Consider the following 16,653-nt stretch of genomic DNA (forward strand, 5'->3'; position numbering starts at 1 on the left):
GATTAAGCTAGTAATGAAGCTAATTGACTTTGATTTAAGCTAACTTGTTGTGCGTTTTTAAAACTTTCTTCGTTTTGTTTTAAAAAATCAGCATTTAACTTAGAAAAATCTTCGCTTTTCATTCTGTCATTATTTGTTGCAGTTTTTAAGCTATCTTCAATTTTTGCTAAGTCTTCTTTTAAATCAGATTTATTAGCATTATTCATGGCTTTTGAAATCATATCATCTTGTAAATTTGAAATTTCTTGATATTTTTTCTCGCCTAATTTTTCTTCACCTATTTTTTTCTCATTTACTTGCTCTGCCGAAGTATCTTCAACTTTTTGAATAGGTTTATTTTGAGCCATTAACACATTGCTTTGAATACTACTATTAATTTGCATGCTAAACTCCTTTTAAATTTTGCCGATTATACATTATTTTTCTTTTTTCTTAGTAAAGAATAAAATAAATTGTAAAACTACCATTACTTTAAATAATATTTCGCTTTGCTTATGATTTGTATTAAACTCATCGCTATTAGTTATGCCCAATTCTTGCATATTTAAAACATTTTGTGTGTAATAAAAAACAAAAATTAAAGCCAAAATTACTATTAAAAAGCTCAAAAACACTCTAAAGCTAGCTAATTTATTCGTAAAAATTTCATAAAAAATATTAAAAAAGCTTACAAAAAGTAACAAATAATTAAATTTTACAAATACTTGAGTCATTAGCAAACCACTCTCTAAATGACTTAAAATTCCATCTCCTATAATTTCACTTGGAAAAAATATAATAGGAGCAACTACAATTCCTATAAAAATTTCAATAAAAATTATTCCTGCTAATAAAAAATCATTAATTTTTCTCATAATCTAACCTTTCTGCTATAAACACTCTATCAAATCCATTTAAATCTTTATAAAAACTAGCTTTAAAATTATATTCTTTTAAATACTCTCTCAAAACTTCTTTTTGATCGTATCCAAATTCACATATTAAGCATTTTACATTTTCTAAATAACATTTTTTAATAATTTTAAATAATAATTCATAGCCTTTTTTACCACCATAAAGTGCTGTTTTTGGCTCTTTTTTTACGTATTCATCTAAAGCATAATTTGTGCTAATATAAGGTGGATTTGATACCACTAATTCATAGTTTTTAAATGATAAGCTATTAAAATCTGCTAGATGAAAATCGCAATCTACATTATGTTTTTTAGCATTTTTACAAGCTAACTCTAAAGCCTTTTTATTTATATCACAAGCTTTTATATTAATATTTGTAAAAAGCTTTAAACATATACTAATAATTCCACTACCAAAGCCTATTTCATAAGCATTTTTTACATTATGTTCTTTTATGTAATTAGTCGCTAAATCAATTAAAATTTCTGTATCGCACCTTGGAATTAACACTCCGTTTTCGCATAAAAATTCTAAATCTTTTATATAAGTTTTTTTGAAAATATATTGCAAAGGCATATTGTTTAAATATAAATTTGCAATATTTATTAAGTTTTTTCTATCATTTTCGCTTATAGTATTTGTTCTTGCAAGTGAGTATTCAAGCAATGAAAATGAAAAATACTCCATAATAATTTGCTTAGCAATCAAATCTCCAACTAAGCTTTTTAATTCATTAAAAGCTACTATCATTTAGAGCACTTATTCTTTTGCTTAAACTTGGATGAGTTTTATATATAGCTTCATAAATAGCGTTATGATCTAGCAAGGCTTTATTGTGAATTGCTAATACTTTTAAAGCATTTATCATATCGCTTTTACTTGTTTTTAAAGCTCCGTGTTTATCTGCGTTAAATTCATTCTTTCTTGAAATAGAATTTAAAATAGGACTTAGAACAAAAGATATTGCTGAACCAACCATAATAAAGGCAAATAATGAGCTAGAAACAAAGCCTTCTAAATTAAACTGATTTTCAAAAAAACTTGAAAAATATCCAAAAATTGCAAAAGTTATTAAAAGATTTAATCCACTTATAAAAAGCATTTTTAAAATATCTTTATTTTTAAAATGTCCTAATTCATGTGCTAAAACAGCTAACAATTCATTTTTATTCATAGCATTAATCAAAGTATCATAAAGAACTACCTTTTTTGCTCCAAACATACCAGCAAAATAAGCATTTAGCCTTGTATCATTCTTACTTGCATCCATGCTAAATACTCCATTACTCTTAAAACCGCAATCATTTAATAACGCTTGAATGTTATCCTTTAACTCGCCTTCAATAGGACTTAATTTATTAAACATAGGAACAATAAAATTAGGATAAATAACCATAGCTAAAAGACTAAAGATAAATAATATCGCAAAGCCACCTATCCACCAAAACTCGCCTAATTTAGCAATTGCAAAAAGCAAAATATAAACTAAAGCTCCACCTATAATTACTAATAAAATTAGTGATTTTAAAAGGTCTTTAAAATACATGAAAGGTGTTTTTTTATTAAAGCCATGCTTGGTATCTACAACCATAGTTTTATAAAAATCTACACAAGTTAGAATGCAAGAATTAATCACAAAATATAGCAATACTAAAATAGTATTATCTAGCAATGAATTAGGCTCAAAATGAACTTTTAATACCTTAAATAACACTAATATAAACACACAATTTAAAACTAAAGCTAAAAAATTATTAAGAATTGAAAACTTATGTTCAACTATCGCAATATTTTTAAACTCTACAAATTGCTCATCGCTTAAAAAACCTTTATTTGTTTTGGTTTTTATATGATTTATCTCAAGTAATTTAAGTAATGTTTCAACAATAAAAACAAGACTAATGATACTAATTATTAGCATTTTCTAACTCCTGTGCAAGTTCTAAAACTTCAAAATATTCATTTTCTAAAAGCTCTAATTCCGAATTCAAATTCTCAAGTCTTTCATTTAATGTTAATATGCCGTATTTTTCATATTTTGCTGGGTCACTTAAATATTCGTTTAATAATCTAATTTCTTTTTCAATTTCTTCAATTTTACTTGGGTGTTCTTCTAAAATCTTATTTTGTTTATAGCTTAATTTTACACTTTTTTTACGCTCTACTTCTTTTGGCTTTATTTTATCATTTTCTATTTCTTCATTTAGCTCGTTTAATTCATCGTTTAATTCTAGCAATTCGCTAAATTTCATAGTTTCTATGCTAATTTCTTGATTTGAAAACGCAAAAAGCTTAGTAGAAAGTCTATCCGTAAAATATCTATCATGACTTACAAATATTAAAGCCCCTTTAAAATCCATTAAATATTGCTCTAAAATATTAATTGTAGCTATGTCTAAATCATTCGTAGGCTCATCTAAGATTAATACTTCATAATCTTTTGTAAAGAGTTTTGCTAAAGCTACCCTACTTTTTTCACCACCACTAAGTGAGCCGATTTTATAGGTTAATTGCTCTTTTGGAAATAAAAAATGCTTTAAATATCCATATACATGCATATTAGAGCCCTTTACATTTATTGTATCTCCACCATTTGGACAAAAATATTCAATCAAAGTTTCATCATCTTTTAAATCACTTTTTTTCTGGTCAAAATATCCTATATTTATCTCGCCTTTTTTAATAAATCCACTGCTAGGGCGAAGTTTTTCAAGTAAGATTTGCAAAAAGCTTGATTTTCCACAGCCATTTTTACCAACAATTGCTATTTTTTCACCTTGCAAAATCCTTGCATTAAATGGCTTAAACAATAACTTTTCGCCTAATGTTAAACTAATATCGTGTAATTCAAAAAGCATTTTTTTCTTATTTGCTATGAGTGGATTTGATTTTATATCACTTGCACGGGCAAGCTCAACTCTTAGCCTATTTAAAATACTAGGATTTTTCTTAGCTTCTTCTCGCATTTTAAAAATACGCTCTTTTCTTCCTTCGTTTCTCTTAAGCCTTGCTTTTACCCCACGACGCAGCCATTCTTCTTCGCTTTTTAGCTGTTTTACTAAGGTTTCATAGCTTTTATTAAGGCTTTCTAACAATCTTGCTTTTGCCTTTAAATAATCGCTATATCCACCCATAAATTCTCTTAAAATTCCATCTTCAATCTCTACGCATTTACTAGCCACATTATCTATAAAATATCTATCATGGCTTATAAATATAACGCTTTTTTTACTAGCTTTTAACATATCTTCAAGATATTTACACATAGTTACATCTAAGTGATTCGTTGGCTCATCAAGTATTAAAACATCAGGGGATTTAAGCAACATACAAGCAAGACTTAATCTTCTTTGCTCTCCACCACTTAAAGACGCTAAACTTCTATTTAAAAAACTTCCTAATTCAAATTCTTTTAAAGCTCTTGTAATCTTACTATCAATACTCCAAGCATCTTTGCTCTCAATTAATTCAAATAAAATTTGCTGATTTTTAAGCAATTCTTTATCATCTGGCTTAGTTGCAAGCTTTTCATTTATTTCATTATATTCTTTTAGAGCATTAAAAATATCGCCTAACTCAAGCTTAATATATTCATCAACACTTAAATCTAAATCATTATTAATACTTTGAGAAAGCATAGAAAAGCTAATGCTAGAATTTATAAGTATTCTGCCATTATCTGGTTCAATTTCTTTTGTAATTATTTTTAAAAATGTAGATTTGCCTTGCCCGTTTTTACCTATAATTGCGATTTTTTCGCCATCATTTATACTAAAATTTACATTTTTTAAAATAACTTTTTCGCCGTAATTTTTGCTTATATCAATACAATCAATTAAAATCAATTAAATAATCCTTAAAGTAAGTTAAAGGCTAGTATTCTAGCCTTTAAAGATTATTTAACATCTACATCAAAGTAAATTTCAACTTCTTCCCAAGTCTTTTTGCCATGAAGTGCTGCGATTTGCTTATCTGTTGAAAGTGCAATATAAGCATCTTCAGTATTAAAATCTGTTCTCATATTGATTTCACCTTTTACTACTAATTTACCATCAGCAACACTATAAGTCATAGGAATTTCTTTTGTAACATCATTAAAAGTAATAACTCCTGTTACACTTCCATTTGTTTCATCACCTTTTGCGTCTTTTAAACTTGCTTCAATTTTGCTATTTTTAAGATTTGCAATGTATGTTCTATGGATATTATTTTCACGAACCTTATCTTTTGTATTTTCATTAGCAAAATCTAAACTAGCTTTAACTTCGTTTAAAATATCTACAACCGAACCACTTGTTTTACCAAATTCAAATTTAGCATCATCAATAACACCAGGAACGCCTAGTTTTTTAGCCATTTTAAAGCCAACGAAATGCGCTTTAACGCTAGCTTCATCAATATTAATTGCATAAGCACCTGAACTTAAAATCGCTGTTGCGATAATTGAAGAAAATAACTTTTTCATTTTTAATCCTTTTTTTTAAAATGTGATGAAATTATACTAAATTATGTTAATCATTATCATTTGGAATAAATTTTTATTAATTTAAATCTTATATATTAATGCAATTTTTTTAAGGAGAAAAAATGTTTAAAAAATTAAAAACAATAACTTTTGCTTTAATATTAAGCTCAAACCTATTTGCTCTAAGCGAAGGTGTTGAATACAATGTACTTGAAAATCCTATTTCAAATTCTAATAATTCTTTAACTGAAGTTTGGTCTTATCAATGCTCGCATTGTTATTTACACCATAATTACAATACTTTAGGATTAATTAGCGAAAAATTACCTAATCTTGAAATCAAGTCTTTAATGGTTAAATCTTGGGGACAATTTGGTAAAGAAATGGCTAATTTATTAAACTATGCAAAATATCAAGATGAAAAAAATAAATTAAGTCTAGTTGATAAAAACAGCTTACATCACAAATTAGCAAGTGCTTATTTTATAGATTTATTTAAAAATAAAAATACTTGGAATAATAACCCTGATGAATTTTATAAAGCAGGTTTAACACTACTTGAAATCTCAAAGAAAAAACTAGAAAAATTCATAGAAAGCCCAGAAGGAAAGTATTTAGCAAGCGTAAATGATGCAGCTGACGAAATAGCTAATACTTATGGTACTCCAGCTTTCATCGTTAATGGAAAATATGTAATCAATTTAGCTCACGCAAAATCTCCACAAGATTTAATTGATATAATTGAAGAACTTTCAAAACTAAAATAAGGATTTACTAAGGTAAATCCTAAATAATTCCTAATTCAAATTCTTGTGATTTTGGTATTTGAATTAAAGAAAGAGCGAAATGAAATATAAACTTATAAAACTTTTACAATATTTATCTTATTATTTATCTTGGTTATGCGTAGTTGTTGGCTTGATTGAGCTTTTTATGGGCTTTGATTTTGCTTATTATTTTGTATCTGCGATTTTGCTTTCTGCTGCTTATGGAAGTTTAAAAAAGAGATTAGATGAAATCAAATTTAATAAATATTTTTTAATAATTTTAGCTTTAGTTTCTGCTTATAAATACTATGAATATTTTATAAAAGAGCCAAATGACTTAATAGCAAAAATCATAAATGCTAATAAAACTTGCTTTGAAAATCAAAGATATTGCATAATAAATGAAGTTACTACAAAAGAACTCGATGCTATGTTGCTAGATAAAAACAATGATGAAATTCTTAAATATCTAAAAGAATATGGATTTAGAAAAAATGAAAAGAATAATATGCTGTATTTTCAAGATACTATTTATAAAAATCCAGTTGATATAGCAATAAAACTGCAAGATAATCAAATAAACGAAATATACTATAAACAAGATAGAAAATAAGCTTATTTTAAAGAATTTGAAATAGAAATTAGCTTCAATTATTACATAAATCTAAAGCCTTAATTCCTAATTCAAATTCCTAAATTTTACATAAATATAAAGCACTAAAAAAGATGATTTAATTAAAAAACAAAAGAAAAATTTAAAATAGGAATTTAAAATATATAAAAAATAAATTTCTTAATTCAAATTAATGAATTAAGAAATTAAAAATCTTATTCCCACTCAATAGTTGCAGGTGGCTTACTTGAAATATCATAAACTACTCTATTAATTCCATTAACTTCATTTATGATTCTTCTACTTACATTTTCAAGTAATTCATAAGGTAAGTGTGAGAATGTCGCTGTCATTCCATCGCTTGCATCTACTGCTCTTAGAGCTATTGCATTATCATAGGTTCTATTATCTCCCATAACTCCAACGCTCTTTACATTTAATAATACGCAGAATGCCTGCCATGTTTTATCATAATAGCCATTAGCTTTAAGTTCTTGAATGAAAATATCATCAGCTTCTTTTAAAATATTTAAGCTTTCTTCATTTACTTCACCCATAATTCTAATCGCTAGACCTGGACCTGGGAAAGGATGGCGATATACTAAATCTTTAGTAAGACCTAGTTCAAGTCCAAGTAATCTTACTTCGTCTTTAAATATTTCTTTTAAAGGCTCAACTAATTTTAAATTCATTTTTTCTGGTAAGCCACCTACATTATGATGGCTTTTAATTGTTTTTGAACTACCTACAACGCTACTTTCAATAATATCAGTATATAAAGTTCCTTGTGCTAAAAACTCAACGCCTTCTTGTTTTTTTGCAAAATCTTCAAATATTTCAATGAAAGTATTTCCGATAATTTTACGCTTAGTTTCTGGGTCTGTTACACCTTTTAATTTTGTCAAAAAGATTTCTCTAGCATCAATAGTATTAAGTTCTATACCGAACTTTAATTTAAGCATATTTTCTACTTGCTCTTTTTCATTCTTTCTAAGTAGTCCAGTATCTACGAAAACTAAAATAGTTTGATCTTTTATAGCACTTGCTAAAAGCGCAGCAACAACGCTACTATCTACACCACCACTAATTGCACAAAGAACTTTTTTATCTCCAACTTGCTCTTTAATCTTTTCAATTTGTGTTTTAGCAAATGAACCCATATTCCAAACGCTTTCGCAATTACATACATATTTTGCAAAGTTTTTAAGGATATTTTTACCAAATTCACTATGTTGCACTTCTGGGTGAAATTGTAGTGCATACATTTTTTTCTCATCATTTCCATAAGCACAAAATGGGCTGTTTTCGCTAATTGCTATTGTTTTAAATCCAGCAGGTAAATTCTCAACCTTATCAGAATGGCTCATCCACACTACTTGTGATTTTGGTAAGTTTTTAAATAAACAACTATCTTCTTGAACACTAATCTTAGCTTTACCATATTCTTTATGACCTGCAGGTGCAACAACTGCTCCAAAATGATGAGCCATCAATTGCATTCCATAGCAAATTCCTAAAATCGGTAATCCTAAATCAAAAATCGCTTTATCGCAAAAATAAGCATCGTTTGCATAAACGCTAGCAGGACCACCGCTTAAAATAATACCTTTAGGCTCATAGCTTTTAATTTCATTTGCACTAATATTAAAAGGTAAAATTAGAGTATAAACTCCTTGTTCTCTTAGCCTTCTGGCAATTAATTGGGTGTATTGCGACCCAAAGTCAAGCACTAAAATATCTGCTTTTTCCATTAAATTCCTTTCCTAATATAAATCAAAATACTCAAATTGTAACCACCAAATAATAATACTTAGAATATAACCTAATAAAATAGTCCAAGCATATTTCATATGTGATCCAAATGTATAAATTCCACGCATTTTACCCATTACACCAACTCCAGCTGCTGAGCCAAAGCTAATTAATGAGCCACCTATTCCAGCAGTTAAGGTTACTAAAAGCCAATCATCTATATTCATATTTGGATTTGCTTTAAGAACTGCACTCATAACAGGCACATTATCAACAACTGCACTTAAAAGCCCTACTCCAATATTTGTAGTAGTAACTCCAGCAATATCATAAAGTTTAGATGCGTAAGCAAGCCATCCTGCAAAGTGCAATGCTCCAACAGCTGCTAAAATACCAAAGAAGAATAATAATGTATCCATCTCAATTTTAGTCATATAATGAAAAATATTTATATCTTTTTTACCACGAGATACATTAAATCTATATGTATAAATGCTTAATAATGATAAGCCAAACATCATTCCCCACATAGCAGGTAAGCCAAATAATGAATGCATTAAAACAGCACTAGCAATTGTTAAAGCCCCTAATAAAATAATAGCCTTACCACCTTCTTTAATACATTCAACTTCCATTGATTTAGTATCAAAATTAGGCTTAACATTAGGCACATAACGACTTAGTAAAAATGCAGTAAGCCACCAGCCAATAAAACTAGCAGGAAATAAAGCAAAAAAGTCTATAAATGGACTTTTTCCAGCTGTCCAAACCATAAGAGTTGTAATATCTCCAAATGGACTCCAAGCACCACCTGCATTAGCAGCTACAACTATATTTATCGCCCCAGGAACCAAAAACTCTTTTTTCTCGCTATCAATTGTAAGTAAAACAGTAGAAAGAATTAAAGCTGTTGTTAGATTATCAGCTACTGGAGAGATGAAAAATGCTAAAAGACCTGTAAGCCAAAACAATTTTCTATAAGTATAGCCTTTCGTAACTAGTTTATATTTTAATGTATTAAATACATTTCGCTCAATCAATGCCTCAATATAAGTCATAGCAACCATTAAGAAAAATACAATTTCAGCAATTTCTTCAATCAAAGCCTTTACTTCTTCTTCTAAAGGCTCGGTGCTTTTGCCGTTAATTGCTAAAAACATACCTAAAATAATAAACATTAAAGTTCCGATAAATATTGCAGGTTTTGTTTTGTTTATATGATATTTATCCTCAGCTGCTATAAAATAATAACCGATGATAAATATCACCAAACATAAAATTCCCGCCCATGAAAATGTGATTTCCATTGAAGCTCCTTTTTTAAAAAATGTTAGATATTATTTACTCTAATTCAACAAAAGGTAATTTTTGTGTTTGCGTTGACTTGTTATCATAATAGACAGGATCGCTTTTATATCCACAAGCAGAAAAAACTAAGGCAAATAACAAAACAATATGACTAAATTTAAAGATATTAAAAATATTCATGAAGAACTTGCAGCTCATAATAAAAACCTTTTATTTTTAAAACTTAATAAACAATTAAAATTATTTATTTTAAGTATGCCACCAGATATTAAATACAAATTAACTCAAAAAGGCGTAGTATGCGATGTATATACGAAATTTGATAGGAATTATTTTAGAATAAGAGTATATCATCCAACCCTAGCTCAAGATATAAGAAATGATTCTACAAAAAGAGCTATTTTAAACCATATTAATAATTATAAAAGATTTTCACCTATTGAAGCAAGAGTTCTTAATTTAAGAAATGATGAAATAATAATAAATTCAAATGCAATTTTAAATGCTTATATAGATTACGAAAAATCAAGACAACCAAAGATTTTATTAAAAGATTTAATGTGCGAAGATTTTAATAATCTCGCAAAATTAAAAGAACATCAAATATTAGTGGATAATTTAAAAGAAAGTATTAAAAAAACAAATGCAAAAATCAAATCTATTAGACAAAATTAATTCTTTACCAAACGAATCAGGAGTTTATAGGTATTATCACAATAATACTTTGCTTTATGTAGGAAAGGCAAAAAATCTTAAAAAGCGTGTTAGAAGTTATTTTAGCTTTACGCCAAGCCTTAGAGCTAATCCTAAAAATTCTCCTAGAATTATAAAATTAATTGAAGAAGCAAATAATTTAGAATACACCCAAACAAGCAGTGAATTAGATGCTTTAATCTTAGAAAATTCGCTAATAAAACAAATGCATCCAAAATATAATATTTTATTAAGAGATGATAAAACTTATCCTTATATATGTTGTGATTTAAAAGAAGAATACCCTAGATTTGAAATCACAAGAAAGGTTAAAAAAGATTCTTTAACCAAATACTATGGACCTTATGCTAGTGGGGCAAAAGATTTATTAGAAGCTTTATATTTATGTTATCCATTAAGGCAAATGAAAAGCTGTAAAAAAAGATGTATTTTTTATGATATGTCAAGATGTTTAGCACCTTGCGAGTTTAATGTAAAGCTTGAATATGAAAATATTTTAAAACAAGCCTTACAAGCTTTAAAAAACCCAAAGCAAATGCTAAAAACTCTAAATGAAAAAATGTTTAAATACGCAGAAAACGAAAACTACGAAGAAGCAGCTAAGATAAGAGATATGATAAATCATATTAAGAATTTAAATCAGGAAATTGAAGTAGATTTAGCAAAAGATGTTAGCTTTGATGTATTTGCAGTAGTTAGTGATAATGAGTTTTTATCAAGCACAAGGCTTGTGATTAATCATGGAAAAGTTGTAAGCGTAATTAATGAAAAAATCATAAATAAAGAAGGCGATTTTTTAAGTCAATTATTGTTTGCAAACTACAAAGAAGGAATAATTCCTAATAATATTTATATAAAAGAAGAAAATGAAAATAAAGAATTATTAAGCGAATATCTAAGCAAACTAGCAAATCATAAAGTTAGCATAAAAATAGCAAAAACAAATGAGGTTAAAAAGCTAATAGAATTAGCAGAAAATAACGCTTTAATAAATCTTAAAAAACAAGAAAATAATTTATTGTTTAAATTAAAAAGCTTTTTTAATTTAACAAACATGCCTTATGTAATAGAAGTTTTTGATAATTCGCATTTTCAAGGAGAAGCTATTGTGGGTGCTATGATAAATTATAATTTATCAAGCAATGAATTTAACAAGCAAAATTATAGAAGATATAATCTTACAAGCAATAATGATTATGAGCAAATGCAAGAAATGCTTATTAGAAGAATTAATTCTTTTAGCGAATTAGCAAGTCCTGATTTATGGATAATTGATGGCGGAAAGGCTTTACTTGATTTAGCAAATGAACTTCTAGCTCAAAATGAAATAAATGTAGATGTAATAGCGATTTCTAAAGAAAAATTAAATCATCTAGCACATAGAGCAAAGGGTGCAGCTCGTGACAAGCTGTATTTTAAAGATAAAGTATATGAGCTTAAAACAAATGATGAGATTTTACAATTTATTCAAAAACTAAGAGATGAAGCACATAGATTTGCAATCACTACTCATCAAAATGCAAAACGCAAAAATGATTTAAAAGCGTCAAAATTAGAACAACTTGGCGTTTCAAAAGCAAATATTATTAAATTATTAAAATATTATGAAAATTATGAAAATATTTACAAGGCTGATTTTGATGAAATAGCAAAAATTACAAATAAAAATGTAGCTTCTAAAATTAGTAAAAATATTAAATAATCATTTAATCTAATAGCCATAATTTAGCTTATAGTTTATATAAAGGATTTTTGTGTTTCCAAGTTTGTTTAATATATTATTATGCGCTATTTTAATAGCTAGTTTGTTTGTAGAAAATTTGCTAAATCAAACGATTTTTACAATCATTTTGGCAGTGATTTTGATATTTAACGCAGTAAGTTTTATAGCTGCACTTATTAGAAAAAAAAGTGCAAACCAAAAAATAAATATTTTAAAAGAAATATTAAAAAGCTTAGGTGCTAATAGTGATAATTTAGATTTGAATAAAAATCTTAGATTAATAGTAGATGAAGTAGGCAAAATAAAGCAAAAAATGATGGCTTTACAAAACCACAATGAGTTTTTAATAAAGCATTTAAATAGTAGTGCTAAAGAGCTTAAAAACATTAATAATGTTTTATCATATACAAATGAAAATAATTTAAATCAAATAAGAGAGCTAATAGAAAAGCACAATGATGATAGTATTCAAAATATTTATTCATTAACAAAAACAACGATTTCTTATGAAACAAATTATGATAATTTTGAAAATGAATTAAATCCTAGTTTTAATGGAGTTAAAATCGCTATTTTAAATAATGATTTATTAGAAAATTTCTTACTAAAAACAATACTAAAACAATATGAAATAAATGTAGATTTTTATAATAGCATTAGTGATTTTTCAAGTTATCCTTGCGTGATAGTTGATGAAGATTATGATTACAAGACAAAAAACACAATAATTTTAAGCGATAATTACAATAAAGATAATTATTTAAAACGCCCGTTTAGCAAGATAAAACTAAAAAATATCTTGATTACTTTATTAAGTGATTATAAAGTAGAGAGTAAAACGCAAGAATTTAAAAACGATGTTTTAATATTCTTAAGTTCAGATATACAAACTGATTATTTATATCACATAGCAAACAAACACGCAAAGCTAAATACAAAAGTAGATAGCATAAGTGCCTTTATAAATGAATTAAATAATAATTACAAAATCATAGCAATAGGTTATGAAGCATTATTATTTGATTATGAAAATTTAGTAAGCCAAATAAACAAAATCAAGTACGAAAATCCAAAAACTTTCATAATCTTATTTTTAGGCAATAAACATGCTAAAAAGAATTTAGATTTTGCAGATTTAATAATAAAAGATGCAACCGAAACCCAAATAGCAAAAGCTCTTAAAGATAATTTATGACAAAATATTTATTATTTAAATACCTTCGCTTTGATAAATCAATGCCTTTTATTATGATTACAAAGCTACTTGCTTTTGTTGGTGTTGCTCTTGGCGTTTGTGTTCTAATCATTTCTATGGCTGTAATGAATGGAATGAATAAGAGCTTTATGGATAAATTACTTACTATGAACTACCCTATTACTTTATATCCAAGAAGTGTTTTAATAGATGAAGATTTAATAAACGAGCTTAGTAAAGATTATAAAATAAGCCCATTTATTCAAACTCAAGCAGCGATAAGATTTAATTCTACTATGCATGGTGCTGTTGTATTTGGGGTTGATTTTGAAAAAGAAAAGCAAATTAATAAGATTTTAAATATTCCTAATTCCGAATTCAAATTCCAAGCAATTTTAGGCAATGGTCTTGCAAATAGATTAGGAGCTAATAAAAACGATAAATTACACTTAATATTTACCGATTTAAGCGCTAATGCCTTTAGCATAAGTCCAAATATTAAGAGTTTTTATTTAGGTTCAACCTTTCATTCAGGCTTAAATGCTTATGATAATTCTTATGTTTATGTAGATATTAAAGACTTACAAAAAGTTTTAAAAAATACAGATATAACAGGTATTCATATAGATACAAATAATCCAAAAGAAGATATTTCAAAACTTAAAGCAAAATATAATGATAGATATTTCTTCATAGGCTGGTGGGAGCAAAACGGAAATATCTTAAGCGCAATTGATTTAGAAAAAAAAGCTTTATTTTTTATACTAATGATGATAGTAATAATTGCAAGTTTAAATATAATCACTTCTTTATTTATGATTGTTTTAAATAGAAGAAGTGAAATAGCCTTATTATTAGCCTTAGGTGCTAGTAAAAAAGAAGTAAAAAATGCCTTTTTTGCAATAGGTTGTTTTATAGGTTTTGTAGGCATCATCTTTGGCTGTTTATTAGGCTTTTTTGGACTTTGGATTTTAGATACATTTGATATTATTTCGCTTCCTGCTGATGTATATGGAAGTGCAAAATTACCTATAAATCTTAGCTTGAGTGATTTTTTAACAATCACTTTTGGAGCTAGTATTATAGTAATGCTTTCATCTTTATATCCAGCATATAAAGCTAGTAAAATAGATGTATTAAAAACTTTAAGAAATGAATAAAGGAGAAATTATGCAAATTTTTAAAAAAGAAGAAATGAAAAAAATTATTGATTTTTTTACAGCGAATATTTATAGATATTTTTATGATATAGATTTTGAGTTTTGCTTAGCTTTTATAAAAAGTCCTGATGAAGAACATAGAAAAGTAATTGCAAGTATTTTAAGAAAAACTGATTGTGTTTTTGAACTAGAAAGTGGAATAATTATTTTATTTTCAGGTGCAAGCAAAGAAAATACTCAAAACATAAGCAATGAAATTTATAGTTTTTTAAATACAAGGGCAAAAGAATGTGTGGCGTTTTATCCTTATGATGGTGATACTTATGAAGATTTAATGTTAAGACTTAATGCACTTACTACAAAAAACTATAAAGTAAATATAATTGATGAATCAAAGTAAGCATATAATTGACTTATTAAAACAAGGAAGAAATGTATTTTTAACTGGTGGTGCAGGAGTTGGAAAATCTTATACCATAGATAAGATTATTAAAAGCAATGCTTTTAAGACAATAGTATTAGCTAGCACTGCACTTGCTGCTGTAAATATCGGCGGAGATACGGTTCATAGATTTTTTAAACTTCGCCTTGCAAGAAACATAAACGAGCTTAAAACTAGCAAAGATGACTTGCAAGAATTATATAAATCCTTATCAGGAATAGAATTAATCATCATTGATGAAATATCTATGATAAGTAGCGATGTATTTGATATGATTTATTCAAGACTTTTTGGATTTAGTAATATTAGATTATTAATAGTTGGAGATTTTTATCAGCTTGAGCCTGTTAAATCTGATGGCAATTATGCTTTTTGCTCAAAATACTGGCAAGAGTGTAATTTCAAAGTAATTGAGCTAATTACTCAGCATAGAATGGGCGATAAAGAATTTTATGAAAATCTAAGAAGCATTAGAATAGGAAATATTACAAATAATTGCATTGAGTATTTTAAGCAATACAAAATAAAAGATGATATAAATAATTATGATGATTATACGATTATTTGTGGCACAAACGAAGAAGCAAAAAATATCAATATAGCCAAATTAAAAGCTATTGATAATAAAGAATATTCTTTTGAAGCAAGTGTTAAGAAAAATATAGAATTTGATGAAGAATTAGATAATGATTTTAAGCAATGGCTAAGAGCTCAGCCTATTGAAGAAGAGTTTGTTTTTAAAATAGGTGCTAAGGTTATTTTTACATATAATTTTGATAATTATTATAACGGAATGCAAGGTGAGATAATCGCCTATGATGAAAAAGAAAAAGAATTAAAAATTCGCTCAAATCAATATATCTATTCAGTAAGTCCTAGAGAGTTTTTATACTTTAGCGACCCAGAAATTGCAGCTAGCTTTAGAATAAATCCTAGCTTAATTGATAAAAAACCTGATGCAATCTTAAAAGCCTTTCCCATAAAGCTTTCTTATGCAATAACAATTCACAAAAGCCAAGGAATGAGTATTGATAAATTAATTTGTAAATGTGATAAAATATTTGCTCAAGGACAGCTTTATGTAGCACTGTCAAGAAGCTCAAATCCAAGTAATTTTAAAATAATTTTCAATGGTAGCGAAAAATCATACGAAAATCTATTTAGAATTAAGGCTAAGGCTAATTTAGCAGTAAAGCAGTTTTATCAATTTTGCGATAAGGAACAAATATGAAAAAAATTGTTTTTAGTTTAGTAAGCGTTGTTGCTATAGCTGGAAGTATTGAAATAAGTAATTTTGAAACCGATTTATATTCTAAATCAAATGGCTTAAAGAAAATTAATTTAAGCATAAAAGTGATTGGCGATAATGTAGCTAACGAAAAAGACTTCATACAAGATAGTTTAAATATGGTTATATCAAGTTATTATTATGAAGACTTATTTACAGAACTTGGTAAAGAAAATCTTAAAAAAACCATTATCAAATACGCAGGAAAAAAGTATTCAGTAAATATTGATGATATTTTAATAATGAATCTAAAAAGTAAAGATAGTGCCGAAGCTATAAAAGAAATACTAAAAGACGCTAATTTACTTTAATCAAATTCCTATTTCAAATTC

The 16,653-nt window shown here is 26.9% G+C and carries 17 protein-coding genes; 9 read left to right on the plus strand and 8 right to left on the minus strand.

The genetic code is table 11. From position 1 onward, the window contains the following. Nucleotides 1-2: 2 nt before the first annotated feature. From AC1B00_RS00925 to AC1B00_RS00950, 6 genes are read right to left on the minus strand one after another with little or no spacing between them, the layout of a single operon-like run. Nucleotides 3-383, minus strand: a complete 381-nt coding sequence (locus tag AC1B00_RS00925) for a hypothetical protein (protein WP_488847686.1) — start codon at nt 381-383, stop codon at nt 3-5. Between the two features lie 33 nt (nt 384-416). Continuing rightward, nucleotides 417-854, minus strand: a complete 438-nt coding sequence (locus AC1B00_RS00930) for a DUF4149 domain-containing protein (protein WP_488847687.1) — start codon at nt 852-854, stop codon at nt 417-419. After that, nucleotides 841-1,644, minus strand: coding sequence for a HemK/PrmC family methyltransferase (locus AC1B00_RS00935; RefSeq protein WP_488847688.1), 804 nt, complete (start codon nt 1,642-1,644; stop codon nt 841-843). Before AC1B00_RS00935 ends, AC1B00_RS00930 begins: the two co-directional genes overlap by 14 nt. Then, nucleotides 1,628-2,815, minus strand: a complete 1,188-nt coding sequence (locus tag AC1B00_RS00940) for a M48 family metallopeptidase (protein WP_488847689.1) — start codon at nt 2,813-2,815, stop codon at nt 1,628-1,630. Before AC1B00_RS00940 ends, AC1B00_RS00935 begins: the two co-directional genes overlap by 17 nt. Beyond that, a complete protein-coding gene (abc-f, locus tag AC1B00_RS00945) occupies nt 2,802-4,739 on the minus strand; it encodes a ribosomal protection-like ABC-F family protein (protein ID WP_488847690.1) in 1,938 nt (645 codons plus the stop codon). Before abc-f ends, AC1B00_RS00940 begins: the two co-directional genes overlap by 14 nt. Nucleotides 4,740-4,789: 50 nt before the next feature. Beyond that, on the minus strand, nt 4,790-5,359 hold the full coding sequence (locus AC1B00_RS00950) for a YceI family protein (RefSeq protein ID WP_239816832.1): 570 nt from the start codon (nt 5,357-5,359) through the stop codon (nt 4,790-4,792). A 122-nt stretch (nt 5,360-5,481) separates the two neighbouring features. On the opposite strand from AC1B00_RS00950, the gene AC1B00_RS00955 reads away from it, so the two are divergent. Together AC1B00_RS00955 and AC1B00_RS00960 are read left to right on the plus strand one after the other, a co-directional pair. Beyond that, nucleotides 5,482-6,126 carry a thioredoxin domain-containing protein gene (locus AC1B00_RS00955; RefSeq protein WP_239816833.1) on the plus strand — a complete coding sequence of 215 codons (645 nt, stop codon included), beginning with the start codon at nt 5,482-5,484 and terminating at the stop codon, nt 6,124-6,126. Nucleotides 6,127-6,205: 79 nt separating this feature from the next. Next, nucleotides 6,206-6,739, plus strand: coding sequence for a hypothetical protein (locus AC1B00_RS00960; RefSeq protein ID WP_488847691.1), 534 nt, complete (start codon nt 6,206-6,208; stop codon nt 6,737-6,739). A gap of 215 nt (nt 6,740-6,954) precedes the next feature. Here the strand turns inward: AC1B00_RS00960 and guaA are convergent, their stop codons facing one another. Beyond that, the gene (guaA, locus tag AC1B00_RS00965) at nt 6,955-8,490 is read right to left on the minus strand and encodes a glutamine-hydrolyzing GMP synthase (protein ID WP_488847692.1); all 1,536 of its coding nucleotides are present in this window, start codon (nt 8,488-8,490) and stop codon (nt 6,955-6,957) included. Between the two features lie 12 nt (nt 8,491-8,502). Beyond that, nucleotides 8,503-9,798, minus strand: coding sequence for a sodium:proton antiporter NhaD (nhaD, locus tag AC1B00_RS00970; protein ID WP_239816836.1), 1,296 nt, complete (start codon nt 9,796-9,798; stop codon nt 8,503-8,505). A 148-nt stretch (nt 9,799-9,946) separates the two neighbouring features. Between nhaD and AC1B00_RS00975 the strand changes: the two genes are divergently transcribed. Genes AC1B00_RS00975 through AC1B00_RS01005 form a run of 7 tightly spaced genes read left to right on the plus strand, consistent with a single transcriptional unit; the run spans nt 9,947 to nt 16,632 of the window. After that, nucleotides 9,947-10,474: a hypothetical protein gene (locus tag AC1B00_RS00975; RefSeq protein ID WP_488847693.1), complete on the plus strand. Its 528-nt coding sequence runs from the start codon at nt 9,947-9,949 to the stop codon at nt 10,472-10,474. Further along, entirely contained in the window at nt 10,443-12,215 is a 1,773-nt protein-coding gene (uvrC, locus tag AC1B00_RS00980) for an excinuclease ABC subunit UvrC (RefSeq protein WP_488847694.1), read from the plus strand. Before AC1B00_RS00975 ends, uvrC begins: the two co-directional genes overlap by 32 nt. Before the next feature lie 52 nt (nt 12,216-12,267). Next, complete coding sequence (locus AC1B00_RS00985; RefSeq protein WP_488847695.1) at nt 12,268-13,431, plus strand: hypothetical protein; 1,164 nt, start codon at nt 12,268-12,270, stop codon at nt 13,429-13,431. Further along, complete coding sequence (locus AC1B00_RS00990; protein WP_488847696.1) at nt 13,428-14,591, plus strand: ABC transporter permease; 1,164 nt, start codon at nt 13,428-13,430, stop codon at nt 14,589-14,591. The genes AC1B00_RS00985 and AC1B00_RS00990 overlap by 4 nt, the downstream gene beginning before the upstream one ends. Nucleotides 14,592-14,601: 10 nt before the next feature. Continuing rightward, nucleotides 14,602-14,991 carry a hypothetical protein gene (locus tag AC1B00_RS00995; protein WP_239816841.1) on the plus strand — a complete coding sequence of 130 codons (390 nt, stop codon included), beginning with the start codon at nt 14,602-14,604 and terminating at the stop codon, nt 14,989-14,991. Continuing rightward, nucleotides 14,978-16,264, plus strand: a complete 1,287-nt coding sequence (locus AC1B00_RS01000) for an ATP-dependent DNA helicase (RefSeq protein WP_488847769.1) — start codon at nt 14,978-14,980, stop codon at nt 16,262-16,264. The genes AC1B00_RS00995 and AC1B00_RS01000 overlap by 14 nt, the downstream gene beginning before the upstream one ends. Then, on the plus strand, nt 16,261-16,632 hold the full coding sequence (locus AC1B00_RS01005; RefSeq protein ID WP_488847697.1) for a flagellar basal body-associated FliL family protein: 372 nt from the start codon (nt 16,261-16,263) through the stop codon (nt 16,630-16,632). Before AC1B00_RS01000 ends, AC1B00_RS01005 begins: the two co-directional genes overlap by 4 nt. The last annotated feature ends 21 nt before the right edge of the window (nt 16,633-16,653 follow it).

Source organism: Campylobacter sp. DY7 (assembly GCF_057802535.1).

Bases quoted from the DNA above. Each gene is read 5' to 3' on its own strand.
- AC1B00_RS00940 (WP_488847689.1), bottom strand. From the start codon at position 2,815: ATGCTAATAATTAGTATCATTAGTCTTGTTTTTATTGTTGAAACATTA.
- AC1B00_RS00925 (WP_488847686.1), bottom strand. From the start codon at position 383: ATGCAAATTAATAGTAGTATTCAAAGCAATGTGTTAATGGCTCAAAAT.
- uvrC (WP_488847694.1), top strand. From the start codon at position 10,443: ATGCAAAAATCAAATCTATTAGACAAAATTAATTCTTTACCAAACGAA.
- AC1B00_RS00935 (WP_488847688.1), bottom strand. From the start codon at position 1,644: ATGATAGTAGCTTTTAATGAATTAAAAAGCTTAGTTGGAGATTTGATT.
- AC1B00_RS00975 (WP_488847693.1), top strand. From the start codon at position 9,947: ATGACTAAATTTAAAGATATTAAAAATATTCATGAAGAACTTGCAGCT.
- AC1B00_RS00930 (WP_488847687.1), bottom strand. From the start codon at position 854: ATGAGAAAAATTAATGATTTTTTATTAGCAGGAATAATTTTTATTGAA.
- AC1B00_RS01000 (WP_488847769.1), top strand. From the start codon at position 14,978: ATGAATCAAAGTAAGCATATAATTGACTTATTAAAACAAGGAAGAAAT.
- guaA (WP_488847692.1), bottom strand. From the start codon at position 8,490: ATGGAAAAAGCAGATATTTTAGTGCTTGACTTTGGGTCGCAATACACC.
- AC1B00_RS00960 (WP_488847691.1), top strand. From the start codon at position 6,206: ATGAAATATAAACTTATAAAACTTTTACAATATTTATCTTATTATTTA.
- AC1B00_RS00995 (WP_239816841.1), top strand. From the start codon at position 14,602: ATGCAAATTTTTAAAAAAGAAGAAATGAAAAAAATTATTGATTTTTTT.
- AC1B00_RS00990 (WP_488847696.1), top strand. From the start codon at position 13,428: ATGACAAAATATTTATTATTTAAATACCTTCGCTTTGATAAATCAATG.
- AC1B00_RS00950 (WP_239816832.1), bottom strand. From the start codon at position 5,359: ATGAAAAAGTTATTTTCTTCAATTATCGCAACAGCGATTTTAAGTTCA.
- AC1B00_RS00955 (WP_239816833.1), top strand. From the start codon at position 5,482: ATGTTTAAAAAATTAAAAACAATAACTTTTGCTTTAATATTAAGCTCA.
- nhaD (WP_239816836.1), bottom strand. From the start codon at position 9,798: ATGGAAATCACATTTTCATGGGCGGGAATTTTATGTTTGGTGATATTT.
- AC1B00_RS01005 (WP_488847697.1), top strand. From the start codon at position 16,261: ATGAAAAAAATTGTTTTTAGTTTAGTAAGCGTTGTTGCTATAGCTGGA.